Raw genomic sequence first — 25,215 nt, forward strand, 5'->3', positions numbered from 1 at the left:
GCGCATCGCGCGCGGGACGGGCGGACCCGGGGCTCAGCCCTTCACGCGCCGCTGGCGCACGGCTTCGTACAGGCAAACGCCGCTCGCGACCGACACGTTCAGGCTTTCCACGCTGCCGGCCATCGGGATGCTCATCACTTCGTCGCAGGTGTCGCGCGTGAGCCGGCGCATGCCTTCGCCTTCCGCGCCCATCACGAGCGCGACCGGGCCGTCGAGCTTCGTTTCGTAGAGCGTCGCCGGCGCCTCGTCCGACGTCCCGATGATCCACACGCCGGCTTCCTTCAGCTCGCGCAGCGCACGGGCGAGGTTCGTCACGGTGATGTAGGGCACGGTATCGGCTGCACCGCTCGCCACCTTGGCGGCAGTCGCGTTCAGGCCGACCGCGCGATCGCGCGGCGCGATGACCGCGTGCGCGCCGGCCGAATCGGCGACCCGCAGGCAGGCGCCGAGATTGTGCGGATCGGTGACGCCGTCGAGCACGAGCAGCAGCGCAGGCCCGTTGATGCCGTCGAGCAGCTCGGACAGGTTCTGCGCGAGCGGCATGTCCTCGACGCGTGCGACGACGCCCTGGTGGCGCTCGGTATGCGCGAGACCCCACAGGCGCGTTTCGTCGGCTGCGATCAGCCGCACGCCCGCTTCCTTCGCGGCGTGCAGGAACTCCTGCATGCGGCGGTCGCGGCGCGTCTGGTCGTACAGCACCTCCGCCACCGTCGATGCATCGTGCCGCAAACGTGCGGTCACCGCATGAAAACCGTAAAGAACCTTCAGACGTGACATGACTGGAACAACCTTCGATCAAACAGGCGGCCGCGCGATGCGCGCAGCCGCGATCCATGGAAAAGGAAAGCGCCGCGTGGCCGGCCGATGGCCGATAACGCGGCGTCTCTCGATACTGCAGGGCGTGCGCACACGCCGCCCCGAACGCTCAGTACTTCTTGCGGGCGCGGGCCTTCTTCGCGGTCGGCTTCGCCGGCGCGCCGCCGCCACCGCCGCCCTTCTTCTTCGCGGCGCCACGTGCGGCGCGCGCTTCCTTCACCGCGACGCTCGGCGCGCTCGCGGCCTTCTTGCCACGCGGCACGGTGTCCTCCACCGGCGGCAGCGCACGCACGCGCGGGCCGCTGCCGTTGCGATCGACGCCGGCAGCAGGTGCGGGCGACGGACGCGGCGCCTTCACCGGCGTATCGCGCACGAGGCGGAAATCGATCTTGCGCGCGTCGAGATCGACGCGGCTCACCTGCACGCGCACGCGGTCCGACAGGCGATAACGGATACCCGTGCGTTCGCCGCGCAGCTCGTTCTTGATCTCGTCGTACTGGAAGTAGTCGGAGCCGAGCTCCGTCACGTGCACGAGCCCTTCGATGAACAGCGTGTCGAGCTGCACGAAGATGCCGAACGACGTCACGCCGTTCACCATCCCGCCGTACTCCTCGCCGAGCTTGTCGCGCATGAAGTAGCACTTGAGCCACGCCTCGACGTCGCGCGACGCCTCGTCCGCACGGCGCTCGTTCGCCGAGCAGTGCAGGCCGAGCTCCTCCCAGATCGCCGTGTTCGAACGCGAGCGGCCGCGCGCCTCGTCGTCGGCCTGCTGCATCGCGCGGGCGCGCGGCGACAGCGCGGTGTTCAGCTCGAAGCCTTCAGGCGCCTTCGGCACGTACTTCTTGCCGGACAGGATCGCGTAGATCGCGCGATGCGTGAGCAGGTCCGGGTAGCGGCGGATCGGGCTCGTGAAGTGCGCGTACGCCTCGTATGCGAGACCGAAGTGGCCGATGTTGTCCGGGCTGTAGACGGCCTGCTGCATCGAGCGCAGCAGCATCGGCTGCAGCATCTGCGCGTCCGGCCGGTCGCGGATCTGCGCCATCAGCGCCGCGTAGTCGCTCGCGTGCGGCTTGTCGCCGCCGCCGAGCGACAGGCCCATGCCGCGCAGGAACGCGCGCAGGTTCTCGAGCTTCTCCGGCGTCGGCCCCGCGTGCACGCGGTACAGGCCCGGATGCTTGTTGCGCTTCAGGAAATCGGCCGCGCAGACGTTCGCGGCCAGCATGCATTCCTCGATCAGCTTGTGCGCGTCGTTGCGCTGGCGCGGCACGATCTGCTCGATCTTGCCTTGCGAGTTGCAGACGATGTAGGTCTCGGTCGTGTCGAAATCGATCGCGCCGCGCTTTTGACGTGCGGCGAACAGCGACTTGTAGACGCCGTACAGATCCTGCAGGTGCGGCAGCAGATCCGCGCGGCGCGCGGCCTCCGGCCCCTTCGTGTTCGACAGCACGGCGGCGACTTCGGTGTATGTGAGGCGCGCCGCCGAATGGATCACGGCCGGATAGAACTGGTATGCCTTGATCTCGCCGCGCGCGGTGATCACCATGTCGCATGCGAGCACGCAGCGGTCGACCTGCGGGTTCAGCGAACAGAGCCCGTTCGACAGCTTCTCCGGCAGCATCGGGATCACGCGGCGCGGGAAGTAGACCGACGTGCTGCGCTCGAGCGCGTCGGCATCGAGGCCGCTGCCCGGCTGGACGTAGTGCGACACGTCGGCGATCGCGACGATCAGCCGGTAGCCGTCGCCGCGGCCGACCTTCACCGGCTCGCAATAGACGGCATCGTCGAAGTCGCGCGCATCCTCGCCGTCGATCGTCACGAGCGGCACGTCGCGCAAGTCGACGCGGAAACGCAGGTCGGCCGGACGCACCTTGTCGGGCAGCGCGGCGGCTTCGTCGAGCGCCGGCTGGCTGAATTCGTGCGGCACGCCGTACTTGCGCACCGCGATCTCGATTTCCATGCCCGGATCGTCGATATCGCCGAGCACCTCGACGACACGGCCGAGCGCCTGCGAATGGCGGCTCGGGAAATCGGTCAGCTCGACGACGACGACCTGCCCGACCTTCGCCTTCTTCACGTTCTGCGTGATCAGGATATCGTGGCCGATACGCTTGTCTTCCGGCGCGACGATCAGCGCACCGTTCTCGTTCAGCAGGCGGCCGATCACGCGCTTGTTCGCGCGCTCGGTGACTTCGACGACATGCCCTTCCGGGCGGCCGCGGCGATCGTAGCCGACGATCCGCGCGAGGACGCGATCGTTGTGCATCACCTTCTGCATTTCGCCGTTCGGGAGGAAGAGGTCGTCCTGGCCGTCGTCGCGGATCACGAACCCGTAGCCGTCGCGATGCCCCTGCACACGCCCCGCGACGAAATTCGACGGATGGGTCAACTGGTAGTGGCCGCGCTTGTCGAGGCGGATCTGGCCATCGCGCTCCATCGCGGCGACCCGCCGGAAGAACCCCTCGCGCTCCTGACGCTTGATCGACAGGGCTTCGGCGATGTCGTTGGCGGCTAGCGGCGCGTCGCTCGTACGCAGCACGCCGAGAATTTCTTCACGGCTCGGAATGGGGTACGGATATTTGCTCAAGGGTTTGTCGATGATTGTTCTCGTTGCGTTGACTGATGGTGCACGGCATCAACATAGAGGTGTCCGTCTGACAGTTCTATATTGACGGCGGCGGGTCATTCTATCACCCGCCCGTGTCGCCAAATGTCGGGAATGCCGCGCGCAGGCGCGGCGGCGGCCGGTTTGCGGTGCATCGCAAAAAAGTGTTGACAGGGATAATTGGGGCGCTATAATTTCGCTTCTTTGCAGCAAGCAGCTACTGCAAAACGTGCCCAGGTGGCGGAATTGGTAGACGCACTAGGTTCAGGTCCTAGCGGTGGCAACATCGTGGAGGTTCGAGTCCTCTCCTGGGCACCATCTGTTTTTTAAAAAGGTCGGCTTCTAGCCGGCCTTTTTTCATTTCAAGCCCAGGAAGAAAAGTGCTTCCTGCATTCAAAAAGGTCAGCGAAAGCCGACCTTTTTTCGTTTGCCCGGCGGACGCGGCCGGCCGTACCTACGCGGTCGCGCGCCAGCCCTCCCTTTCACCGGCTCAGGCGGCACGCGAGCAACCCGTTGCGTGTCGACACGAAACGCCAGACATCCGGCTGGTAATGAAGAGCAGCGAGCATCCGGCCACCATCGTGCACGGGATCACGACCGCGAAGATCCAGTGGAATGCACGGGAAAAGCGATCGTCGTTCTGGATCTTGAACTCGCCTTTGTTCGAGAGGGCCGCGGCCGGCAGCGACATCCCCGCGACGCGAATCGCCTGCAGCGCGACATGCGACAGTTCGTGGTCCGAATTGCCGGTCCGAGCCATGGATCGCGTCGATACGGGGCCACGGGCACCGGAACCTCGCCGCGCAACGTTTTAGGAGGTGCGAGCGGGCGATCGAGCGCGACTGAATATTTTGGGAGCTCCGATGAAATTGTGTTGACAGCCACTCGGGACCAGCTATAATTGCGGTCTTTCGCATCGCAGCAAGCGAAACGTGCCCAGGTGGCGGAATTGGTAGACGCACTAGGTTCAGGTCCTAGCGGTGGCAACATCGTGGAGGTTCGAGTCCTCTCCTGGGCACCATCTGTTTTTTAAAAAGGTCGGCTTCTAGCCGGCCTTTTTTCATTTCAAGCCCAGGAAGCAAAGCGCCTGCGCGCTTTGCACGAGGACTCGAAAGGCTGCGCTTGCAAGCGCAGCCGGGGTCGCGCATGGGTGACCGAGCCCTCTCCTGGGCACCATCTGTTTTCGAAAAGGTCGGCTTCTAAGCCGGCCTTTTTCATTTCAAGCCCAGGAAGCAAAGCGCCTGTCTTCGGCCCTTATGTCGGCCGCTCCGATCGATAGCAGAATTTATCGGTTATCAATCACCCTCTCCCGTTGTTACGTTAGCCGCCTCGCTTTCAACGCATCCAACGAGGAACCCTTCATGACGTCGATGAACCGCCGCGCATTCGCACGCGCAATGCTGGCCGCAGGCCTCGCTGCCGCCGGCGTCCGCGCGCACGCCGAGAATGCGCCGGGCACATTGCGCATCGGCTACCAGAAGTCGTCGACGCTGATCACGCTGCTCAAGACGCGCGGCACGCTTGAGCAGGCGCTGACGCCGCTCGGCCTGCGCGTGTCATGGCATGAATTCGCGAGCGGATTGCCGCTGACCGAAGCGCTCAACGTCGGCGCCGTCGACTTCAGTGCCGATGTGGCCGATACGGTCCCGGTCTTCGCACAGGCCGCGCATGCGCGTTTCGTGTACGTCGCGCAGGAGGCGCCTTCGCCGAAAGCGCAGGCGATCGTCGTCAAGCAGGACAGCGCGCTGCGCACGCTCGCCGATCTCAAGGGCCGGCGTATCGCGGTCACCAAGGCGGCCGGCAGCCACTACCTGCTGCTTGCCGCGCTCGCACGCGCGAAGCTCGCGCCCGCCGAGGTGGCGATCCATTACCTGACGCCCGCGGACGGCCGCGCCGCGTTCGAGCGCGGCAGCGTGGACGCATGGATCACGTGGGACCCCTATGTCGCGTCGGTCGACCGGAATCCCGACGTACGGATCCTGGCCGACGGCAACGGACTCGCGTCGTACCAGCGCTATTACCTTGCATCGAGCAGCTTTGCCGCCGCGCGCCCCGACGTCGTCCAGATTCTGTTCGACCAACTGTCGCTGGCCGGCGCGTGGCTGCGCGACCATCCGCAGGAGGCCGCGAACACGCTCGCACCGATCTGGGGGCTCGATGCCGCGACGATCGCGCGGGCGAATGCGCGACGCAGCTACCTCGTCCGCGCGGTGACCACGCAAAACTTCGGCGAACAGCAGAAGATCGCCGATACGTTCCTGGCGGCTGGACTGCTACCCGCCCGCGTCGATACGAGCCAGGCGCAGCGCTGGAATTTCGCCGCGAAGCGTGCGGAACCGGTCGGCGCGTGACGGGCTCGTGGCGCATTATTTTTACCGTCCCGAATGAAATTATGTTGACAGGCTCAATCAGCACGCTATAATTTCGGTCTTTCGCATCGCAGCAAGCGAAACGTGCCCAGGTGGCGGAATTGGTAGACGCACTAGGTTCAGGTCCTAGCGGTGGCAACATCGTGGAGGTTCGAGTCCTCTCCTGGGCACCATCTGTTTTTTTAAAAAGGTCGGCTTCTAGCCGGCCTTTTTCATTTCAAGCCCAGGAAGCAAAGCGCCTGCGCGCTTTGCGCGAGGACTCAAAAGGCTGCGCTTGCAAGCCCGCGCATGCAGGCCCGAGCGACAATCGCGACGCGCGGCCGGCCCCACATTCACCAGACAAATCCGAAATTCCCGGCCTCGCGGCGAGCCGCGCGTGCCCTGCCCGGCGCGCCTTCCCCCGCCGCAACCGGGATTTCCCTAGGCTGACAGGTCGCCGCTCACGCGGTTAAATAAATCAACGTGATTTATTTAATGCGCCGCCGCACGGCGCGCCATGGAAGGAGACGCCATGAGAAGCCCGCACTTCGGCCAGGGAAGCAATTCGGCCAACGTGCGCCGTTACAACGAGCGCCTGCTGCTGAAGACGCTGCGCCGCGCGGGCAGCGCATCGAAGGCCGATCTCGCCCGTCTCGCGAGCATGACGGGTACGGCGGTTGGCAGCATCATCGCATCGCTCGCCGACGCGAAGCTGATCCAATTCGCCGGCCGCACCGAAGGCCAGCGCGGCCAACCCGCTTCGCTGATCCGTCTCGATCCGCGCGGCGCGTTCGGCATTGGCGTCCATCTCGACCGCATGCGCATCGAGACGGCGCTCGTCAACTTCGCCGGCGACGTGCTCGGCCGCCGCTCGCACGACACGCTGCTGCCCCCGCCCGCCGACGTGCTCGAAATCGTGCGTCGCGACATCGACGCGATGCAGGCCCTGCTCCCCGACCATGAACGCGCGCGCCTGACCGGCGTCGGCGTCGCGCAGCCGTACAACCTCGGCGCGTGGATGCGCGAGCTCGGTCTCGCGCCGGACACGTTTCACGCCTGGGAAGACGTCGATTTCGCGGCCGACCTCGGCCGCACGCTGTCTCTGCCCGTGTTCGGCGAAAACGACGGCAACGCGGCCGCGATCGCCGAACTGTTCTACGGGTACGGCCGGCAGTGCGACGACTTCGTCTACCTGTTCATCGGGCCGGCGATCGGCGGCGGCATCGCGATCGACGGCGACTGCCTGCGCGGCGTGACCGGCAATGCGGGCGACATCGCGGTGATTCCGGTGCCGCCGAGCCGGCTGGCCTCCGCGCCGCCGCCGCGCGGCCCGTGGGACATCCTGCTCGCGCGCGCATCGCTGCATGCGCTCGTGCGCCACCTGCGCCATCACGGCGAGACGGTCGAGAACCGCGCCGATCTCGAAGCATGCATCGCCCGCGGCCTGCCGGCCGTCGACGAATGGATCGACGACTGCGTCGACGCGCTCGCGCCGGCGTTGCGCGCGGTCCTGTGCGTGATCGACGCACCGGTGGTCGTGATCGATGCCGACACCGACGCGGGCCTGCTCGACGCGGTCACGACCCGCCTGCGCGCTGCGCTCGTGGCCACCGCGCCCGAGGCGCGCGGCACGCCGGTGCTCGTACGCGGCACGTTCGGCGCCGACGCCGGCGCGATCGGCGCCGCCACGCTGCCGATGTTTTTCAACTTCTCCCCGCGGGCCGGCATCCTCAAGGGCGCCCGCACCGACTCGCAGGAGGTCAACCATGTCGCGATCTGAGTCGCCCCGTCCGCTGCTCGAAATGCGCGGGATCAGCAAGACGTTCCCGGCCGTACGCGCGCTCGACAACGTCAGCCTGACCGTCTATCCGGGCGAGATCCATTCGCTGATGGGCGAGAACGGCGCAGGCAAGTCGACGCTGATGAAGATCCTGTCGGGCGCATACCGCGCCGACGCCGGCGGCGAGATCCTGATCGACGGCAAACGCATCGACATCGACGGCCCGCTCGCCGCGCGCGATGCCGGCGTCGCGGTGATCTACCAGGAGCTGTGCCTGTCGCCGAACCTGACCGTCGCGGAAAACATCTACGTCGGCCGCGAACTGCGCCGCGGCAACCGGCGCTGGGGCACGATCGACCGCGCGGCGATGGCGCGCGGCTGCCAGGACGTGCTCGCGCGCCTGGGCGCGCCGTTCGGGCCCGACACGCTCGTCGACACGCTGTCGATCGCCGAACAGCAGCTCGTCGAAATCGCGCGCGCCGTGCACACCCGCGCCCGGATCCTCGTGATGGACGAGCCGACCACGCCGTTGTCGTCGCGCGAAACCGAACACCTGTTCCGACTGATCCGCCAGTTGCGCGAGGAAGGTCTCGCGATCATCTACATCAGCCACCGGATGGCGGAGATCTACGAGCTGTCCGATCGCGTGTCGGTGCTGCGCGACGGCACGTACGTCGGCACGCTGGAGCGCGCGGCGCTGTCGGCCGACCGGCTCGTCGGGATGATGGTCGGCCGCGACATCTCCGGTTTCTACAAGAAGGAACACGCACCGTACGATCCCGGCCACCTGCTGCTGTCGGTCCGCGACATCGCCGACGGCGCGCGCGTGCGCGGCTGCAGCCTCGACTTGCACGCAGGCGAGGTGCTCGGCATCGCGGGGCTCGTCGGCGCGGGCCGCACCGAGCTCGCGCGGCTGATCTTCGGGGCCGAGCCGCGCGTGCGCGGCGACGTGAAGCTCGGCGAGCGCACGTTCGGCGCGCACTCGCCGCGCGACGCGATCGACGCGGGCCTCGTCTACCTGACGGAAGACCGCAAGCGCCAGGGCCTGTTCCTCGACATGAGCGTGCGCGACAACATCAACATCTCGGTGTGCAACCGCGATGCCCGGCTCGGCGCGCTCGACCTCGCGCGCGGCGCCGAACGTGCGCGCGACGCCATCGCATCGCTGTCGATCCGCGTCCCGCACGCGAACGTCAACGTCGGCGCGCTGTCGGGCGGCAACCAGCAGAAAGTGCTGCTGTCGCGCCTGCTCGAGACGAAGCCGCGCGTGCTGATCCTCGACGAACCGACACGCGGCGTGGACATCGGCGCGAAATCCGAGATCTACCGGATCATCAACGAACTGGCCCGCGCTGGCGTGGGCGTGATCGTGATCTCCAGCGAGCTGCCGGAAATCATCGGCGTCGCCGATCGCGTGCTCGTGATGCGCGAAGGCGAGATCGCGGGCGAACTCGGCGGACACACGCATACGCCGATCACGCAGGAAGCGATCATCGCGCTCGCCACCGGCTCGCAGGCCGAACTGGCCGACGCGCACTGAGCCGCCCTTTTCATTTCACTCTTACCTTCAGGCTACCGAAATGATCAACCCGACCAAGCAGCGGAACCTCGCTTCCGCGACCGCCCAACCGGTCGCCAACCGCACGCCCCTGATGCGCGGCGCCGATCATCGCGCCCGCATGCAATCGCTGATCCGCACGGCCGGCATGCTGCCGGTGCTGCTGGTCCTGTGCGTCGGCTTCGGCTTCCTGACCGACGGCTTCTTCACGTGGCAGAACCTGTCGATCGTCACGCAGCAGGCGTCGATCAACATCGTGCTCGCCGCCGGCATGACGTTCGTGATCCTGACGGGCGGCATCGACCTGTCGGTCGGCTCGGTGCTCGCCGCCGCGGCCGTCGCGGCGCTCATCGCGTCGACCATTCCCGGTTGGGGCTGGCTCGGCGTGCCGTTCGCGCTCGCCGTAGGCCTCGTGTTCGGCGCGATCAACGGCGGGCTGATCTCGTTCCTGCGCCTGCCGCCGTTCATCGTCACGCTCGGCGCGATGACGGCCGTACGCGGCGTCGCGCGCCTGATCGGCAACGACACGACCGTGTTCAATCCGCAACTGCCGTTCGCGTTCATCGGCAACGGCTCGATCCTCGGCGTGCCGTGGCTCGTCGTGATCGCGTGCGCAGTGATCGCGATCTCGTGGTTCATCCTGCGCCGCACGGTGCTCGGGATGCGCATCTATTCGGTCGGCGGCAACCCGGAAGCCGCGCGCCTGTCGGGCATCAACGTGCGGGCGATCCAGATGTTCGTGTATGCGGCGTCGGGCCTGCTCGCCGGCCTCGGCGCGGTGATGTCGGCCGCGCGCCTGTATGCGGCCAACGGCCTGCAGCTCGGCCAGTCGTACGAGCTCGATGCGATCGCCGCGGTGATCCTCGGCGGCACGAGCTTCGTCGGCGGCGTCGGTTCGATCGTCGGCACGCTGATCGGCGCGCTGATCATCGCGGTGCTGACCAACGGCCTCGTGCTGCTCGGCGTGTCCGACATCTGGCAGTACATCATCAAGGGGCTGGTGATCATCGGCGCGGTCGCACTCGACCGCTATCGCCAGCGCGACTCGGCCCGTACCTGACACGCTTGCCTCACCGCGCATTCCTTACCGTTCCACCATCGCGGCGCAGGCAGGTCCTCCTGCGTCCGTTCGCCAACAGACCTCTCGGAGACACAACGACATGTTCAAGCACACCGCCGCCCTGACCGCCGTCGCCTGCGCACTCGCCTTCGGCGCCACCGCCGCCCAGGCAGCCGACAAGCCGCTGAAATCAATCGGCGTCACGGTCGGGTCGCTCGGCAATCCGTACTTCGTCACGATCGTGAAAGGCGCCGAAGCGCGCGCGAAGCAGCTCAACCCGAATGCGAAAGTCACGGCCGTATCGGCCGACTACGACCTGAACAAGCAGTTCACGCAGATCGACAACTTCATCTCCGCGCACGTCGACATGATCCTGCTCAACGCGACCGACCCGAAGGCGATCGAGCCGGCGGTGAAGAAGGCGCAGGCGGCCGGCATCACGGTCGTCGCGGTGGACGTCGCGGCGGCCGGCGCGAACGCGACCGTGCAGACCAACAACGTGAAGGCCGGCGAACTCGCGTGCGACTACCTCGCGAAGAAGCTGAACGGCAAGGGCAACGTGATCATCGAGAACGGCCCGCAGGTGTCGGCCGTGATCGACCGCGTGAACGGCTGCAAGACCGTGCTCGCGAAGAACCCGGGCATCAAGCTGCTGTCGAGCGACCAGGACGGCAAGGGCTCGCGCGAAGGCGGGATGAATGCGATGCAGGGCTACCTGACGCGCTTTCCGAAGCTCGACGGCGTATTCACGATCAACGACCCGCAGGCGATCGGCACCGATCTCGCGGCGAAGCAGCTGAACCGCCCGAACATCGTGATCACGTCGGTCGACGGCGCACCCGACATCGAGGTGGCGCTGAAGTCGAACACGCTCGTGCAGGCGTCGTCGAGCCAGGATCCGTGGGCGATGGCGCAGCAGGCCGTCAACGTCGGCTACGGGATCATGAACGGCCAGAAGCCGGCCAATCCGATGATCCTGATCGAGCCGACACTCGTCACGCGCGACAACGTGAAGACCTACAAGGGCTGGAGCTCCCCGCGCTGATCGCGGCGCCCGCGCCCGCCCGCCCGCGAGGCCGGGCGGTGCCGGGCCGCGTCTGCGCGCGCGACGGCCGGCACTGCCCGCCTGTTCAGATCAACCGCTGTACGGCCGCGTGCGATGCCGCGGCACAAGGTTTCCCCATGACGACGACGTTTCCCCGCCTGATCGTGTTCGGCGAAGCGCTGACCGACTTCATCCGCGACGACGCGCAGCACTGGCGCAGCATCGCCGGCGGCTCGTGCTGGAACGTCGCGCGCGTCGGCGCGCGGCTCGGCGCGCCGACCGCCTTTGCCGGCACGGTCAGCCGCGATACCTTCGGCGACGAGCTGATGCGCAAGAGCGCCGACGCGGGGCTCGACATGCGCTTCATCCGGCAGGTCGACCGCGCACCGCTGCTCGCGATGGTCGTGTCGAAGCAGCCGCCCCACTATTTCTTCATCGGCGAAAACAGCGCCGATCTCGCGTTCGATCCGGCCGACTTGCCGGCCGGCGCCTTCGACGCGGCCGACATCGTGCACGTCGGCTCGCTCGGCGTGGTGCGCGAGCCGCTCGCGTCGCGCCTGATCGAAGTCGCGCAGGCCGCGCGGGCGGCCGGCAAGCGGATCTCGTTCGATCCGAACTTCCGCGCGCCGATGGCCGCGCCGTCGTACCGCGACACGCTGCGCCGGCTGAGCGCGCTCGCCGACTGGATCAAGGTATCCGACGAGGACCTGCGCGGGCTCTTTCCCGAACTCGACGAAGCGGCCGCGCTCGCGCAACTGCGTGCATGGGCGCCCGACGCGACGATGCTCGTCACGCGCGGCGCAGCCGGCATGCAACTGCTGCATCGCGATACCGTGCTGTTCCAGCCCGCGTTCCCGACCGAGGTCGCCGACACGGTCGGCTGTGGCGACGCGAGCATCGGCGGCTGGCTCGCGAGCCAGCTCGCCCGGCCCGACGCGTCGGCCGCCGAGCATCTGCGCTACGCGGCCGCTTGCGCGGCCGTCGTCTGCGAGCATGCGGGCGCCTATGCGCCGACGGCCGCGGAAGTGGCCGGCATGATCGAGCGCACCGGCGCCAGCGTCGGCGCCGCGCTTTCGCAATAGACGGCGCCGACGCGCGGCGCGGGCGGTGCGTCGAGCGCCGCGAAATGATCGGGCTGCGGCGAGTCGGCGTCGGGGCGGATCGTCCTCGAGCCCCGTCAGCGCCTTACGCGTGATCGCGCGAGCCGTTAATCCGTCACGACCGCGATACGCATCCGGTTGACGATCTCCGACATCCGCCACGTGCGCGACGCCGCGCTACGCGCGCAAATCGTCGCGTTCGAGGCGATGACGAATGTAAGGAATGCCATCGTGCACGACGCTCACACGCCGCATGCCGAGCTTGCGCGCCACGTTCAGCGAGCCGCCGTTGGCCTCCGCGATATCGGCGATCACGCGCGGCAGGCGCAAGGTATCGAACGCGTGCCGCACGACGGCCGTCGCGGCCTCGCTCGCGATGCCGCGCCCCCACGTCGCCCGCACGAGCCGCCAGCCGATCTCGACGTCGCGCGAGCCGTCCTTGTAGTCGGGAATCAGCAGGATCCAGCCGACGAACACCTCGGGCGCGGCCTTCTCGAAGATCGACCAGTAACCGAGGCCCGGCGGATAATCGCGCGTGATCCGGTGCGTGACGAAGCGGCGATGCTCGACGGGGTCGTGCCACGGGCCCGCGATATGCCGCGTGACCTCGGGATCGCGATCCATCTCGAGGCATGCATCGAGATCGGCCAGCACACGTGGACGCAGCCACAGCCGCGCGGTTTCGAGCACGGGCAACGGGGCGGCGGAATGGTCGTTCATCCGGACTCCTGATTCGGTGACGATGCGCATCGAATGCATTACAGAACTGATACAAAAAGCCTTCCGGAATGATACAGGCACCTGACGCGTGCCTCGCGCGGTGCCGTTTCCGTTTCCGAAACAGTGCATTTCGTAGGGATTATTCCCGATTCGGGCGTATCGCGCCCCACGTCGCGCGGTGCGCAAGCCTACACTCGATCAGTGCGCCCGCACCGCGCGCGAGCGGGCCGGCATCCGCATGCCTGTCGCGAGCGCGCAAGCCAACGAGGAGACCCGGACATGAGCTGGACCCGCGAGCAACGCAACGTCACGATCGCCGCCTACCTTGGCTGGACGCTCGATGCGTTCGATTTTTTCCTGATGGTTTTCGTGCTGAAGGACATTGCCGCTGAATTCGCATCGACGATCCCCGCCGTCGCGTTCGCGCTCACGCTCACGCTCGCGATGCGCCCGCTCGGCGCGCTGATCTTCGGCCGGCTCGCCGATCGCTTCGGTCGCCGCCCGACGCTGATGGTCAACATCGCGTGCTATTCGCTGCTCGAACTTGCGTCGGGTTTCGCGCCGAGCCTGACCGCGCTGCTCGTGCTGCGCGCGCTGTTCGGCATTGCGATGGGCGGCGAATGGGGCGTCGGGTCCGCACTGACCATGGAAACCGTGCCGACCCACGCGCGCGGCGTCGTGTCCGGGCTGCTGCAGGCCGGCTATCCGAGCGGCTATCTGCTCGCGTCGGTCGTGTTCGGCCTGTTCTACCAATACATCGGCTGGCGCGGGATGTTCATGGTCGGCGTGCTGCCCGCGCTGCTCGTGCTGTACGTGCGCGCGCACGTGCCCGAATCGCCGGCGTGGAAACAGATGGAGAAGCGAGCGCGCCCGAGCCTCGGCGCCACGCTGAAGCAGAACTGGAAACTCACGCTCTACGCGATCGTGCTGATGACCGCATTCAACTTCTTCTCGCACGGCACGCAGGATCTCTATCCGACCTTCCTGCGCGAACAGCATCACTTCGATCCGCATACCGTGTCATGGATCACGATCGTGCTGAACGTCGGCGCGATCGTCGGCGGCCTGGCGTTCGGCGCGATCTCGGAGCGGATCGGCCGGCGCCGCGCGATCTTCATCGCCGCGCTGATCGCGCTGCCCGTGCTGCCGCTGTGGGCGTTCTCGAGCGGCGCGATCGCGCTCGCCGCCGGCGCGTTCCTGATGCAGATCTCGGTACAGGGCGCGTGGGGCGTGATACCGGTTCACCTGAACGAGATCTCGCCCGACGAAATCCGCGCGACCTTCCCCGGCGTCGTCTACCAGCTCGGCAACCTGCTCGCGTCGGGCAACGCGACGATGCAGGCGTCGCTCGCCGTGTCGAACGACAACAATTACGGCTTCGCGCTGGCGCTCGTGGCCGGCATCGTCGCCGTCGCGATCGCGGTGCTGATCCTGTTCAGCCGCGAACGGCGCGGCATCGACATGACGCAATCGGTCAATACGCGTAGCACGGTCGCGTGAACCCGCATGTTGCGGCACCGCATCATCGCTCGCGCCCCGCCCGGCCGCGAGCGGATGCCGCGCTTTCCGCACCTGCACATCGAACTAGAGGAATTGGTCCAGATTCCGCGCTTGCCCCCTCCACCCGCGTTTTTTTATCTTAATAAAAACGACTGTTTGAATCGAACAATCAAAATCACCTGTTCGCGGCCGGGAAACCGGCATGGGAGGCGGAACATGGCAGTAAGTCAGGAGGGGCGGCCATCTTCGGGACGGCCGTCCGGGGCACGGTCATCCGGCACGCGGCAGACCGGCGGGACGAAGGCCCGCATTCTCGATGCGGCCGAGGATCTGTTCATCGAACATGGCTTCGAGGCGATGTCGATGCGGCAGATCACGTCGCGCGCGGCGGTCAATCTCGCCGCGGTCAACTACCACTTCGGCAGCAAGGAGGCGCTGATTCACGCGATGCTGTCGCGCCGGCTCGATCAGTTGAACCAGGAACGCCTCGGCATCCTCGACCGCTTCGACGCGCAGCTCGGTGCGCACATCACCTGCGAGCACGTGCTCGGCGCGATGTTCATTCCGGCGCTGAAGGCGTCGCGCAACCCCGAACGCGGCGGGCCCGGGTTCCTGCGGCTGATCGGCCGCGCATACACCGACCCTTCGCCGTTCGTGCGCAACTTCCTGACCGCGCACTACGCGAGCGTCGCGGGCCGCTTCTTCGACGCCTTCCAGCGCGCGCTGCCGCACCTGCCGCGCACCGAGCTCGGCTGGCGGCTGCACTTCGCGATCGGCGCGCTGTCCGGCGCGCTCGCGGGCGCCGAAACGGAAAGCCTGATCGACGAATTCTCGCAAGGCCGCACGATGAACGACGTGCAGATGATCGCGCGGCTGTCGTCGCTGATCGTCGCCGCACTGAAGGCGCCGATGCCCGACAGCGCGCAACTGTCGATCTTCGCGGCCGTGCTCGACGACGCGGGCGCAAGCGAAGCGTTCGGGCTGCCGCAGTCGTGCGCGGCGACGACCGCCGAGACGGCCACGCTGCATTCCACGAACTGAGCGCGCGAGGCCAACGCGCGGCTGCCTGTTCGCGATTTGATTGATACGCGCGGTCAGGCGCGGCGTCGAGACGCCCGCGCCGGCCGGCCGCGAAGCACGGGGCATGGGCACGCGCTGACGCGCGGCCCTCGCCGAGAGCCAAGACCGGAGACACGTCATGTCATCTTCCGCAGCACCCACCTCGGCCCAGCTTCCGCCGAACACCGACGGCATCTGGTACGCGTCGTACCCGCCCGGCGTCCCGCACGAGATCGACGTCACGCAATACGCGTCGCTCGTGCAGTTCTTCGACGAATGCACGACCCGCTTCGCCGAGCGCGTCGCCTACGTGAGCGCCGGCGCGTCGATGACCTACCGCACGCTCGCGCGGAAGGTCGACGCGTTCGCGTCGTATCTGCAAAGCCTCGGCGTGAAGCCCGGCGACCGCGTCGCGATCATGCTGCCGAACACGTTCCAGTATCCGGTCGCGCTGTTCGGCGCGCTGAAGGCCGGTGCGATCGTCGTCAACGTGAATCCGCTCTATACCGTGCGCGAGCTCGCGCACCAGTTGAAGGACAGCGGTGCGCAGACGATCGTCGTGTTCGAGAACTTCGCGCGCACGCTGCAGGACGCGCTGCCCGAAACGCAGGTGAAGCACATCGTCGTCACCGCGCTCGGCGACCTGCTCGCCGACGGCTTCAACGCGAAAGGACGCCTGATCAATTTCGTGCTGAAGCACGTGAAGAAGCTCGTGCCGGCCTACCACCTGCCGCAGGCGATCCGGCTGCGCTCCGCCCTCGCGCTCGGCGCGCGCGGCAAGCCGCAGCCGGTGCCGACCACGCGCGACGATCTCGCGTTCCTGCAGTACACGGGCGGCACGACCGGCGTCGCGAAAGGCGCGATGCTCACGCACGGCAACCTGATCGCGAACCTGCTGCAGGCGAAGGCCTGGATCGCCGACCAGGTGTCGGGCGAGATCGAAACCGTGCTCACGCCGCTGCCGCTCTATCACATCTATTCGCTGACGGTGAACGCGTTCATCTTCATGGGGCTCGGCGGACGCAACATCCTGATCGCGAACCCGCGCGACATGAAGATGGTGATGAAGATCATCCGCCATGAAACGTTCACGGGAATCACCGGCATCAACACGCTGTACAACGCGTTCCTCGACAACGAGGAATTCCGCAAGCGCGACTTCTCGAAGCTCAAGCTCGCGATGGCGGGCGGGATGGCGATGCAGCGCGCGGTCGCGGAGCGCTTCCAGCAAGTGACGGGCCGGCCGGTGGTCGAAGGCTACGGCCTCACCGAATGCTCGCCGATCGTCACGATGAACCCCGTGGACCTGAACGACATGGCCGCGTTCAGCGGTTCCATCGGCCTGCCCGCGCCGTCGACCCTCGTGCGCTTTCGCCGCGAGGACGGCACCTGGGCCGCCATCGGCGAGCCCGGCGAGCTGTGCGTGCACGGCCCGCAGGTGATGCGCGGCTACTGGCAGCGCCCCGACGAGACGGCCAAGGTGCTGGATGCCGACGGCTGGCTCGCCACCGGCGACATCGGCGTGATGGACGAGCGCGGCTTCATCCGCCTGATCGACCGCAAGAAGGACATGATCCTCGTGTCGGGCTTCAACGTGTATCCGAACGAGATCGAGGAAGTGCTCGTGATGCATCCCGGCATCAGCGAGGCCGCGGCGATCGGCATTCCGGACGCGGTACAGGGCGAGCGGATCAAGGTGTTCGTCGTGCGCCGCGACCCGTCGCTGACGACCGAGGACGTGCTCGCCCACTGCCGCAAGAACCTGACCGGCTACAAGATGCCGAAATTCGTCGAGTTCCGCGACGCACTGCCGCAGACGAACGTCGGCAAGATCCTGCGCCGCGCGCTGCGCGACGAGGAACTCGCCAAACTCAATGCCGCGAAGCAGAGCTGAACGATCCATCGCTCCGGGAGACGCCGTCGATGAACGAAGGAATGAAACGCCGCGCGCGGCATGCCGCGGCGGCAGCCATCGCGGGCGTGCTGTCGCTCGCACAGGCAGGACTGCATGCACAGGAGACGGCAGGCGCCGCGAGCGCGGCACAGGAAGTCGCGCTGCCGGCAGACCTCGCGAAGGTCACGCACGAGCCGCTCGCGCAACAGGCGCGCTGGCTGCGCGCGGCGGCCCAGCGAGGCACGCTCGCGCAACTCGACGACGCGACGCTCACGGCGCTCTTCAAGGCGCTGGACCCGCTCGCCGTGCCGCTTTACATCCGCAACGGCCCGAACGGCTATCCGTCCTACCAGTTCACGATGGTGCGCCAGGAGCGCATCGGCGGAAAATGGTCCGACACGCCCGACCGCATGCTCGTGAAGACGACCCGCGAACCGCTGCGCGTGTATGCGAAATGGCTGCCGGGCGGCGCGCATGCCGGACAGGAGACGATCTACGATACGACCCAGCGCAAGGACGAGATGTATGGCCACCTCGGCGGCCTGCTCGGCAAGATTCCGCTATGGACGGCGATCGACGGCGCGCTGGCGCGCGCCCAGTCGAATCATCAGGTGAAGGACCTCGGCACCGAATTCATCGCGAACCTGTACCTGGCCGAAGGGAAGAAATACCTGGAAGCCGGCGTGCAGCGCCCGACGGATGTCGAAGCCAGGACGATCGGCGGCGTGCGCGTCGTCGCGCTCACCTACGAAACGCCGACCGGCCGGCCGCAGTTCTATGCGAAAAAGGAAGTGCTGGGGCTCGATCTGCACGCACCCTATTTCCGGACCGTCGAGTCCTATGACAACGACGGCAGAATCTTCGAGCGGATCGTCATCGAGAAAATCGCGCCGGCGCCGCTCGACGACACCGCATTCGACCCGAAAAACCCCGACTACGCGTTCTGACGCGCGCTGGCCGGCCGGTTTCGGGCTCAGTCGTCATCGTCGTCGTGGTGCCGATGCCGGTGCTTGTAGTAGTGCTTGCGCCACTTGCGGTAGCGATCGTCGTCGTCATCGCCGTAATAGCCGTACCCATAGCCCGGATAGGCGACGACGGCGGGTTGCGGCGCCACATAGACCGGCGCCGGCTCGACATAGACCGGCGCGACCGGTACGCCGATGCCGACCGACAGGTCCACATGGCCCGCCATTGCACTGCCCGAAACGAGCAACGCCATGCTCCCGATCACCCCTGCCACTTGCGTCTTGTTCATGCTCCGCATCCCTGATAAGCCGGCCCGCCCGGCTCGCGCGACCAATGTAAGCGCGGTGTGCGCGCCAAGGTGATACGGGGCGGCGAGAGTCGTAACGCGACGTAACCGAACGGCTTTCGCCGTTCGGCCGAATCGCGAAAATGCGCGGGAACGTCTATAGTGGGTTACGGTTCGACACAATCACGACTGCGCGCTTCCCTATCGAACAAGGTAGAATTCCGCCAAACACCATGTGGACGAACACGCCACACACACGCACAACATATTCTCTGACGCAGGCTCCTGCCGCACCTCAATGGCCAATCCCGCAGAATCCCATCCGCAAAACGACTTCATCAATTCGGCGCGCAAGGAACGTAAGCGTGTTGAAATCTATCTCGTCAACGGCATTCGTCTGACGGGGTGTATCGAGTCGTTCGACCAGTATCTGGTGATGCTGCGCACCCCCGTGGGTCTGCAAGGCATCTACAAGCGTGCGATTTCCACGATCCAGCTCGACACGGGCGGCTCGCGCCCGGGCGGCGGCCCCCGCGGCCCGCGCACCGGCGGTCGCCCCGGCGGCCGTGAAGGCGGCGGTCACAGCCCGTACGGCTCGCACGGCGGCCCGCGCGAATCGCGCGGCGACGGCGGCTACGGCTCCCGCGAGCCGCGTGAAGGCTACGGTTCGCGCGAACCGCGCGAGGGTTACGGCTCGCGTGAGCCGCGCGAAGGCTATGGCGCGCCGCGTGAACCGCGCGAAAGCTACGGCGCGCCGCGCGATACCGGCGACGCATCCGGCAACGCCGCACCGTCGGATTCCCGTGGCGGCAACGGGCCGGTCATCGTGACGCGCCGCCGGCGAATCGTGCCGGACGGCCAGTAAAACAAAAAGGGCAAGCCAACCGGCTTGCCCTTTTCACTTGTACGACCGGCGCGGCACGTCGCCGCACCGCCGCTACCGCGTTCAGCGTGCCGTCGTCGGCAGGCCCGCGTTGGCCTCGCGCTGCAGCGAACGCACCTGCTGCTGCAACGCCCGCAGTTGCGACTGGAGCTGGGCCTGTTGCGCCTGCAGCGCCGCCGTTTCGCTCCGCACGCTCTTCTGGCGATCCGCCACCGCCGCCTGCTGCTGCCGGGCGATCGAGATGTCCGCCTGCAGGCGCCGCGCGCGGTTCTGCGCGACTTCGATCTGCTTGTCCATCTGCGCCTTCTGCGATTCCAGCTTCGCCGCCCGCAGTTCGTCGACGGCCAGCCGCTCGGCCTGGCGCGAGAAATCGCGGTAGATCGCTTCCGCCCGTGTTTCGTCGTAAGTCTTGATCACGCGCCAGAACGCCTTCTGCTGGAACAACGCGACGAAGTACGCACCGTCCTTGACGTTGAACAGCAGGCTCGCGCCATAGCTGCCGTTGTAGCTCGTGCGCATTTCCGTCAGCGAATGCGCCTGGATCTGCCGCTGCAAGTCGTCGACCGTGCTCGGCCCAGTCGTCTCGCCGGCCTGCGGCTGCACCGACGTCTGAGCCTGCGAGTCGATCACCGGAATCGCGGCCACCGGCGCCGACGCCGGCTGCACCGCCGACGAATCGCTGCCTGCCAGCCCTTGCGCGAACGCGCCGTGCATGCCTCCCACCATCGCGAGCACCATGCTCACCCGCCCCAACCCCGTCATATGGCTCATGAAGTTTTATTCCCGCCCGAGTCGTTGTAATTCACCGCGATTTTATCTCATTAATTACTCGCTTTCGCGGGTCTCGGGCTCTTCGTCGAAGATCTGGTATTTGCGCATTTTTTCCCACAACACCTTGCGGCTGATGCCGAGCTGCTGGGCCGTGTCCTGACGCCGCCAACCATTTGCGTCGAGCGCCGCGATCACGCGATTGCGCTCGTTCATGTCCCACTTGCTGCGATCGACGAACACCTCGGCCGCGCTCTCCGCCGGCACCGGCTGGGCCGAACTGCGTGCGTGCGCGATCAGCCGCTGCAGCCGCGCGGCATCCCAGCCGCCCGTCTGCCGCACCGTCACGCCGACGCGCTCGGCGAGGTTGCGCAGTTCGCGCACGTTGCCGGGGAAGTAGCTGTCCGCGACCGAATCCGTGAGCCAGTACGGCAGATCGGACAATTCGGCGAGCCGCTCCGCGCCCACGACCTGCGCGACGAACGACTTGAACAGCGCGATCTTGTCCACTGCACCACGCTCCTCCAGCGACGGAATGCTCAGCTCGATCACCGCGAGCCGGTAGTACAGATCGGCGCGGAACAGACCGTCCTTCACGAGCTGCGGCAGTTTCTTGTTGCTCGCCGCGACCAAGCGGAAATCGACCTTGACCGGCGCCGTCGCGCCGACGCGCAGCACGGCGCCGTCCTCGAGCACGCGCAGCAGCTTGACCTGCTGGTACAGCGGCAGATCGCCGACTTCGTCGAGGAACAGCGTGCCGCCGGCCGCCTGCTCGAAATAGCCTTTATGCGCAACAACCGCGCCGGTGAACGATCCTTTCGCATGGCCGAAGAACAGCGATTCGAACAGGCCGTCGGGAATCGCGCCGCAGTTCACCGGCACGAATTCGCCGTGCCGGTAGCGTGAATGCTTTTCGTGCAGCAGTTGCGCGATGCGCTCCTTGCCGACGCCGGTTTCGCCGTGCAGCAGCACGTTGGTGTCGCAGTCGGCGAACGTATCGACTTCGTGCAGCAGTGCCTGCATCGATTCGGAGTGCGCGACGAGTTCCGACGGCTGCAACGTTTCGGCTGCGTGCGCGCGCAGTTGCGTGACGAGCTTGCCGATCATGCCGCGCAGTTCGGCGCACGTGAAGTCGAGCGGCAGGATGTGCGAATACTCGGGCGGATACTGCGACGCGTCGTGGTCGCGCGCGGCGCCGACCCAGACCACCGGCATGCCGATGTTGGCCTGCCAGTCGCGCAGGAATGCCGCGCCGCCTTCGATCATCGTCACGCTGATGATCGCCAGCGACCGCCGCAACGCGGCGCGCTCGGGCGAGACCGTCGCGTTGTCGGCACGGATCACTTCGACGTCGAAGCTCGCCATGCATCGGGCGACACGGTCGACGATGTCCGCCTTGCCTTCCCAGACGTACAGGTCGAGCTCTTCGATTGCGGGCGTGGTTCTCATGTTTCGGGTGCGGCTTCAGTAATTGACGGGTTGCGTGGCGCGGCGGACCAGTAGCCGGATGCAGGCGGCCATACCGCCTGCTTCGGTAACGGCACGTTCAGGTGTTCATTGAACCAGCATGGGATCGCCGCATTTGATCGAATCCGGTGTGTTGGTGACATAGGCATTCCCCAGGCTCAGGCCAAGGAGCCCCGTGACGGAAGTCAGGAGCGAATCGATCGGTTGCAGGAGCAGCGGAACGAGTGTGTTCCCGAGCGCGCTCAGAAGCGGACCTAGCAGCTTACTCAACACCTGACTCAGTACTCCGCTCAGATCGATGCCAACTGCCTTCAACGCCGCAAGCAGTCCACTGTCACCCAGCGTCAACGACACGGTCAGACCATTATTCGTGATGCCTGTCACTGCGGGCGGCAGAAACTGGTCCGTTCCGACGCCCAATGTGTACGGCGCCGGCGGATTCGGCGCAGCGGACGACTGCGGCCCGGGATACGAGAACAGCAACTGCGTCGGACTTTGGTTAGCGACGGGCACTGTCGTCATTTGCCCGGGCCGCAGGCCGATGTTGACCGAAATTGCGTTCAGGTCGACGATGCCGAGCGTCAGGGTCTTGACCAAGACCGCCAGCGTGGACGATAACCCGCCAAGGTTCAGCAGATTGAGCAGGCTGCTTAGATTGACGGACACCAGTTGAATCGGAGCCGCGCTGCTGTCGGGCGAATAACCCGACGGCGCAGAGAGATTGATCTTCGTACTTGAAGAACCACCGACATAGACGGCGACGACGCCGGTCTGTACGTTCACTGTCGCGCTTTTCGTACCGTTCGCAGAACAACTGACAGACGCCAAGCCGGCCGTGGCGGGCGCCACGTATGCCGTAATCGGCAATTGAACGGCGGCAAGCGGCGTCGCGCTACCCGACGGGCAACTGCCACCCGGAAAGACCAACCCGCCAGTAGGGCAGCTCGACAGCAGCGAGATCGACGTATTGAGGAACACGTTGCCCTGTGCGGTCGACGTGTTCGTTGTGCAATCGGATGTTCCGCAATTCGATGGCCCGGGCTGACCGCTCGCAGTGGACGGCGGATTGGCCCCCAACTTGACTGAACCCGAGACGGTCACGTTCAGCAGCGGTGACAGCACCGTAGGCGTCTGAACCGTGACGCTCGGAATGTCGACGGAATTCGTGCCGTTCGCGATCTGCAACGCCGTCGACAGCAAGCCGAGCGCATTGACGCTGGCGTTGACGGCGGAGCTTCCCGTCGCGGTCGCGGCGGAAACGAGTTGACCGAGCGCGATCTGCGGGCCGCCGCAGGCTCCGCCCGGACAAAGGGCGATGACCAGTGCGTTCAGCACCTTCAGGTTCGCCGCCGCCACGCCTTGCTGCGTCGCTGCCTGCACCGCGGCATTGGCCAGTTGACCGAGCGTCACGGTGCCGTTCAGCACGCCCGTACTGGTGCCGACCGGGAGATTGGCCAGAATGCCGGCCAGCTTCAAGTTGACTTGTGCGAGCCCCTGATAGTCGACCAGTTGAAGATTCAGCGCATTGTCGTTCGATCGGGTCAGCGCCTTGAGCAATTGGTTGGCCAATCCACCGTTCAACGCTGCAAGCGACGTGGTCAGCGTAAAAGTGTCGGTGGGTACGCTCTTGGCAATGGCAGATCCGCCAATCGTGACGCCACCGCGAAAAACCCCGTCGACCGGCTCGGTCACCGTGACGCAAACGGCGTTGATCGACTGGCCATTGACCGCTCCGGCCGACAGACCCGCGCACTGGTTTCCGCTGATCGGGTCACCCGACACCGGTGTGAACTGCGCGCTGCCACTGCCCTGGGGCGCGGTCCAGATGCCGCACGACACGGAAACTTTCGAACCCGCCGGCAATGCATTCGTCGCGGGGTTCGCGATTTGACTGGCTGCGGTCCTCGCCGCCTGACAAGTCGAGTCGGTCGTGACCTGAGAGACCGCCGACAACGCGGCCAGATCGGCCGCCGCTTGCATCCGGCGTCTTTCGGCATAGAAATGACCGACGTCGATCGCCCCCAGGATAATGATCGCGGCCAGCGTCCAGATCGTCGCCACGATCGCGACGCCACCGCGCTGGCGACTTCCGCCGGGACTGCCGGCGCTCACCCGCCGCCCCGCGTGCGATTGATCTGCGCGCATGGTCATCCCGCTTATTGCGCGCCCTGCCCGCCGCCCGACATGCCACCCACTGCGCCGAGCTGCGAACTCATCGAATCCGGAATCTTGTTCTTGAACGAATCCAGATAGCGCTGGTACGCAAGCGACGCGACGTCGCCGAATACGGGTTGCGTCGGGGCCGCCGCGCGGTTGTCGCGTTGCATCGCAAGCCAGTCTTTGGTCGAGCGGCCGACCTCGGACGCACCCAGTGTCACGGCGTCTTGACCGTATGCGGCAGCAGAACCCGTTACGATGCAGACGATAGCGGCCAGCGCCGCCATCCGCCCCGCGCGTGCGCTTCGATTGTGTGCGTTGTCGTTCATATCGTTCCCCGATAGCTGTTCATTGCGCAAACCGTTGCAGCAGCGGCACAGTCTGGTCGTAACCGAAGTTGTTCGCCATCGGCGTGATCGCCGTCGTCGCGCCGGGCCGCGACACCACCGGTGGCGTCGCGATCGCGCGCTGCTGCGCACGCACTGCCGCGGCAATCTTCGCGGCATCACCATTGATGTCCTTGCGAATTTCCGGCGGCAGATGCTGCTGGTTCATCAGCCGTTGCGCATCCTGCGCACGTCCTGCCGCAAACAGATACAGCACAAGGTTGCTGACGATTTTTGGATTGCGCTGATCGAGTTCGGCAGCTTTCATCAGCGGCACTCGCGCGCCGACGACGTCGCCGCTGCGCAACTTCGCATAAGCAAGGTCGGACAGTAGCGACGGATCCGTCGGGGCGAGCTCCGACGCTTGCGTCAGCGCCTGCACGGCACGGTCGAAATCGCCTGCGGCGCCCGCAAGCAACCCCAGCCCGCGATAGCCGCGTGCCGCAAGCGGCGTCTTCAGCAATTGTCCATACACAGCGGCACTTGCGGCCGGCTGGTCGGTCATCCGCAGCGCGTCCGCACGCAACAGGATCGATTCCGGCATGACACCGTATGTCTTGTCATATGCATCGATGTGCGCGAGCGACGCGTAATAGAGTCCCTGCGCTTGCATGCGCTGAATCAGACCGAGATACATCCCCGGCGTATCGGGCACGGACTGCTTCTGATCTGCTGCTTGCATCAGTGCCGCACGCTCGGTCTGCGCGCCGACGCCATACCCGCTTTCCTTGGTCGCGCATGCACCGAGCAGCAGCGCCGCCGCCAGCATGCCCGCCCGGGTTACCGCTTCGCCGATTCGCTTCATCGTCTGTCCTTCCAT

21 protein-coding genes and 3 tRNA genes are annotated in these 25,215 nt (G+C 66.4%); 14 read left to right on the plus strand and 10 right to left on the minus strand.

The window, feature by feature from the left end; genetic code table 11:
* Window positions 1–33: 33 nt before the first annotated feature.
* Together rlmB and rnr are read right to left on the minus strand one after the other, a co-directional pair.
* Window positions 34–777 carry a 23S rRNA (guanosine(2251)-2'-O)-methyltransferase RlmB gene (gene rlmB / locus KPB06_RS16960; RefSeq protein WP_006484150.1) on the minus strand — a complete coding sequence of 248 codons (744 nt, stop codon included), beginning with the start codon at window positions 775–777 and terminating at the stop codon, window positions 34–36.
* Window positions 778–925: 148 nt separating this feature from the next.
* Window positions 926–3,400, minus strand: coding sequence for a ribonuclease R (gene rnr / locus KPB06_RS16965; protein WP_275906170.1), 2,475 nt, complete (start codon window positions 3,398–3,400; stop codon window positions 926–928).
* A gap of 249 nt (window positions 3,401–3,649) precedes the next feature.
* Here rnr and KPB06_RS16970 point away from each other — a divergent pair.
* A tRNA-Leu gene (locus tag KPB06_RS16970) sits at window positions 3,650–3,736 on the plus strand.
* A 172-nt stretch (window positions 3,737–3,908) separates the two neighbouring features.
* Here KPB06_RS16970 and KPB06_RS16975 read toward each other — a convergent pair.
* Window positions 3,909–4,178 carry a hypothetical protein gene (locus KPB06_RS16975; protein ID WP_185723017.1) on the minus strand — a complete coding sequence of 90 codons (270 nt, stop codon included), beginning with the start codon at window positions 4,176–4,178 and terminating at the stop codon, window positions 3,909–3,911.
* A gap of 174 nt (window positions 4,179–4,352) precedes the next feature.
* On the opposite strand from KPB06_RS16975, the gene KPB06_RS16980 reads away from it, so the two are divergent.
* From KPB06_RS16980 to KPB06_RS17015, 8 genes are all read left to right on the plus strand, one after another.
* Window positions 4,353–4,439: transfer RNA gene (locus KPB06_RS16980), tRNA-Leu, on the plus strand.
* 340 nt (window positions 4,440–4,779) lie between these two features.
* On the plus strand, window positions 4,780–5,769 hold the full coding sequence (locus KPB06_RS16985) for an aliphatic sulfonate ABC transporter substrate-binding protein (protein WP_275906171.1): 990 nt from the start codon (window positions 4,780–4,782) through the stop codon (window positions 5,767–5,769).
* 104 nt (window positions 5,770–5,873) lie between these two features.
* Window positions 5,874–5,960, plus strand: a tRNA-Leu gene (locus KPB06_RS16990).
* A 338-nt stretch (window positions 5,961–6,298) separates the two neighbouring features.
* Complete coding sequence (locus KPB06_RS16995; RefSeq protein ID WP_124657960.1) at window positions 6,299–7,546, plus strand: ROK family protein; 1,248 nt, start codon at window positions 6,299–6,301, stop codon at window positions 7,544–7,546.
* Window positions 7,533–9,086 (plus strand): sugar ABC transporter ATP-binding protein, encoded by a 1,554-nt coding sequence (locus KPB06_RS17000; protein WP_275906172.1) that lies wholly within the window; start codon window positions 7,533–7,535, stop codon window positions 9,084–9,086. Before KPB06_RS16995 ends, KPB06_RS17000 begins: the two co-directional genes overlap by 14 nt.
* Before the next feature lie 40 nt (window positions 9,087–9,126).
* Window positions 9,127–10,164: an ABC transporter permease subunit gene (locus KPB06_RS17005; protein WP_059575701.1), complete on the plus strand. Its 1,038-nt coding sequence runs from the start codon at window positions 9,127–9,129 to the stop codon at window positions 10,162–10,164.
* A gap of 100 nt (window positions 10,165–10,264) precedes the next feature.
* Complete coding sequence (locus tag KPB06_RS17010) at window positions 10,265–11,209, plus strand: ABC transporter substrate-binding protein (protein WP_059575703.1); 945 nt, start codon at window positions 10,265–10,267, stop codon at window positions 11,207–11,209.
* 137 nt (window positions 11,210–11,346) lie between these two features.
* Window positions 11,347–12,291 (plus strand): carbohydrate kinase family protein, encoded by a 945-nt coding sequence (locus KPB06_RS17015; RefSeq protein WP_275906173.1) that lies wholly within the window; start codon window positions 11,347–11,349, stop codon window positions 12,289–12,291.
* 195 nt (window positions 12,292–12,486) lie between these two features.
* Here KPB06_RS17015 and KPB06_RS17020 read toward each other — a convergent pair whose 3' ends face one another.
* Window positions 12,487–13,029: a GNAT family N-acetyltransferase gene (locus KPB06_RS17020; protein ID WP_275906174.1), complete on the minus strand. Its 543-nt coding sequence runs from the start codon at window positions 13,027–13,029 to the stop codon at window positions 12,487–12,489.
* Between the two features lie 279 nt (window positions 13,030–13,308).
* Here KPB06_RS17020 and KPB06_RS17025 point away from each other — a divergent pair, with 279 nt between their 5' ends.
* The 4 genes from KPB06_RS17025 to KPB06_RS17040 all read left to right on the plus strand — a co-directional run bounded on the left by KPB06_RS17025 (window position 13,309) and on the right by KPB06_RS17040 (window position 18,429).
* On the plus strand, window positions 13,309–14,529 hold the full coding sequence (locus KPB06_RS17025; protein ID WP_060318309.1) for an MFS transporter: 1,221 nt from the start codon (window positions 13,309–13,311) through the stop codon (window positions 14,527–14,529).
* A gap of 216 nt (window positions 14,530–14,745) precedes the next feature.
* Window positions 14,746–15,570 (plus strand): TetR/AcrR family transcriptional regulator, encoded by an 825-nt coding sequence (locus KPB06_RS17030; protein WP_059575710.1) that lies wholly within the window; start codon window positions 14,746–14,748, stop codon window positions 15,568–15,570.
* A 157-nt stretch (window positions 15,571–15,727) separates the two neighbouring features.
* Complete coding sequence (locus KPB06_RS17035) at window positions 15,728–17,482, plus strand: AMP-binding protein (protein ID WP_059638784.1); 1,755 nt, start codon at window positions 15,728–15,730, stop codon at window positions 17,480–17,482.
* 29 nt (window positions 17,483–17,511) lie between these two features.
* Window positions 17,512–18,429, plus strand: a complete 918-nt coding sequence (locus KPB06_RS17040) for a DUF1571 domain-containing protein (protein WP_275906175.1) — start codon at window positions 17,512–17,514, stop codon at window positions 18,427–18,429.
* 26 nt (window positions 18,430–18,455) lie between these two features.
* Here the strand turns inward: KPB06_RS17040 and KPB06_RS17045 are convergent, their stop codons facing one another.
* Window positions 18,456–18,737, minus strand: coding sequence for a hypothetical protein (locus KPB06_RS17045; RefSeq protein WP_275906176.1), 282 nt, complete (start codon window positions 18,735–18,737; stop codon window positions 18,456–18,458).
* A gap of 295 nt (window positions 18,738–19,032) precedes the next feature.
* Here KPB06_RS17045 and hfq point away from each other — a divergent pair, with 295 nt between their 5' ends.
* Window positions 19,033–19,599 carry an RNA chaperone Hfq gene (hfq, locus tag KPB06_RS17050; protein ID WP_012492570.1) on the plus strand — a complete coding sequence of 189 codons (567 nt, stop codon included), beginning with the start codon at window positions 19,033–19,035 and terminating at the stop codon, window positions 19,597–19,599.
* An 81-nt stretch (window positions 19,600–19,680) separates the two neighbouring features.
* On the opposite strand, the gene KPB06_RS17055 is transcribed toward hfq, so the two are convergent.
* From KPB06_RS17055 to KPB06_RS17075, 5 genes are all read right to left on the minus strand, one after another.
* Window positions 19,681–20,388, minus strand: coding sequence for a DUF2968 domain-containing protein (locus KPB06_RS17055; RefSeq protein ID WP_059575718.1), 708 nt, complete (start codon window positions 20,386–20,388; stop codon window positions 19,681–19,683).
* A gap of 54 nt (window positions 20,389–20,442) precedes the next feature.
* The gene (locus KPB06_RS17060; protein WP_059575720.1) at window positions 20,443–21,834 is read right to left on the minus strand and encodes a sigma 54-interacting transcriptional regulator; all 1,392 of its coding nucleotides are present in this window, start codon (window positions 21,832–21,834) and stop codon (window positions 20,443–20,445) included.
* Window positions 21,835–21,939: 105 nt separating this feature from the next.
* A complete protein-coding gene (locus KPB06_RS17065) occupies window positions 21,940–24,003 on the minus strand; it encodes a pilus assembly protein TadG-related protein (protein WP_275906177.1) in 2,064 nt (687 codons plus the stop codon).
* Between the two features lie 5 nt (window positions 24,004–24,008).
* On the minus strand, window positions 24,009–24,338 hold the full coding sequence (locus KPB06_RS17070; RefSeq protein WP_060965982.1) for a DUF3613 domain-containing protein: 330 nt from the start codon (window positions 24,336–24,338) through the stop codon (window positions 24,009–24,011).
* Window positions 24,339–24,357: 19 nt separating this feature from the next.
* Window positions 24,358–25,200 (minus strand): tetratricopeptide repeat protein, encoded by an 843-nt coding sequence (locus tag KPB06_RS17075; RefSeq protein WP_060318757.1) that lies wholly within the window; start codon window positions 25,198–25,200, stop codon window positions 24,358–24,360.
* Between the last annotated feature and the right edge of the window lie 15 nt (window positions 25,201–25,215).

Origin of the sequence: Burkholderia semiarida (genome assembly GCF_029268935.1) — a bacterium.
GTDB classification, from domain to species: domain Bacteria; phylum Pseudomonadota; class Gammaproteobacteria; order Burkholderiales; family Burkholderiaceae; genus Burkholderia; species Burkholderia semiarida.

Coding starts and splice junctions, on each gene's coding strand:
- rlmB (WP_006484150.1), bottom strand. CDS start 777: ATGTCACGTCTGAAGGTTCTTTACGGTTTTCATGCGGTGACCGCACGT.
- KPB06_RS16975 (WP_185723017.1), bottom strand. CDS start 4,178: ATGGCTCGGACCGGCAATTCGGACCACGAACTGTCGCATGTCGCGCTG.
- KPB06_RS16985 (WP_275906171.1), top strand. CDS start 4,780: ATGACGTCGATGAACCGCCGCGCATTCGCACGCGCAATGCTGGCCGCA.
- KPB06_RS16995 (WP_124657960.1), top strand. CDS start 6,299: ATGAGAAGCCCGCACTTCGGCCAGGGAAGCAATTCGGCCAACGTGCGC.
- KPB06_RS17000 (WP_275906172.1), top strand. CDS start 7,533: ATGTCGCGATCTGAGTCGCCCCGTCCGCTGCTCGAAATGCGCGGGATC.
- KPB06_RS17005 (WP_059575701.1), top strand. CDS start 9,127: ATGATCAACCCGACCAAGCAGCGGAACCTCGCTTCCGCGACCGCCCAA.
- KPB06_RS17010 (WP_059575703.1), top strand. CDS start 10,265: ATGTTCAAGCACACCGCCGCCCTGACCGCCGTCGCCTGCGCACTCGCC.
- KPB06_RS17015 (WP_275906173.1), top strand. CDS start 11,347: ATGACGACGACGTTTCCCCGCCTGATCGTGTTCGGCGAAGCGCTGACC.
- KPB06_RS17020 (WP_275906174.1), bottom strand. CDS start 13,029: ATGAACGACCATTCCGCCGCCCCGTTGCCCGTGCTCGAAACCGCGCGG.
- KPB06_RS17025 (WP_060318309.1), top strand. CDS start 13,309: ATGAGCTGGACCCGCGAGCAACGCAACGTCACGATCGCCGCCTACCTT.
- KPB06_RS17030 (WP_059575710.1), top strand. CDS start 14,746: ATGGCAGTAAGTCAGGAGGGGCGGCCATCTTCGGGACGGCCGTCCGGG.
- KPB06_RS17035 (WP_059638784.1), top strand. CDS start 15,728: ATGTCATCTTCCGCAGCACCCACCTCGGCCCAGCTTCCGCCGAACACC.
- KPB06_RS17040 (WP_275906175.1), top strand. CDS start 17,512: ATGAACGAAGGAATGAAACGCCGCGCGCGGCATGCCGCGGCGGCAGCC.
- KPB06_RS17045 (WP_275906176.1), bottom strand. CDS start 18,737: ATGAACAAGACGCAAGTGGCAGGGGTGATCGGGAGCATGGCGTTGCTC.
- hfq (WP_012492570.1), top strand. CDS start 19,033: ATGGCCAATCCCGCAGAATCCCATCCGCAAAACGACTTCATCAATTCG.
- KPB06_RS17055 (WP_059575718.1), bottom strand. CDS start 20,388: ATGAGCCATATGACGGGGTTGGGGCGGGTGAGCATGGTGCTCGCGATG.
- KPB06_RS17060 (WP_059575720.1), bottom strand. CDS start 21,834: ATGAGAACCACGCCCGCAATCGAAGAGCTCGACCTGTACGTCTGGGAA.
- KPB06_RS17065 (WP_275906177.1), bottom strand. CDS start 24,003: ATGACCATGCGCGCAGATCAATCGCACGCGGGGCGGCGGGTGAGCGCC.
- KPB06_RS17070 (WP_060965982.1), bottom strand. CDS start 24,338: ATGAACGACAACGCACACAATCGAAGCGCACGCGCGGGGCGGATGGCG.
- KPB06_RS17075 (WP_060318757.1), bottom strand. CDS start 25,200: ATGAAGCGAATCGGCGAAGCGGTAACCCGGGCGGGCATGCTGGCGGCG.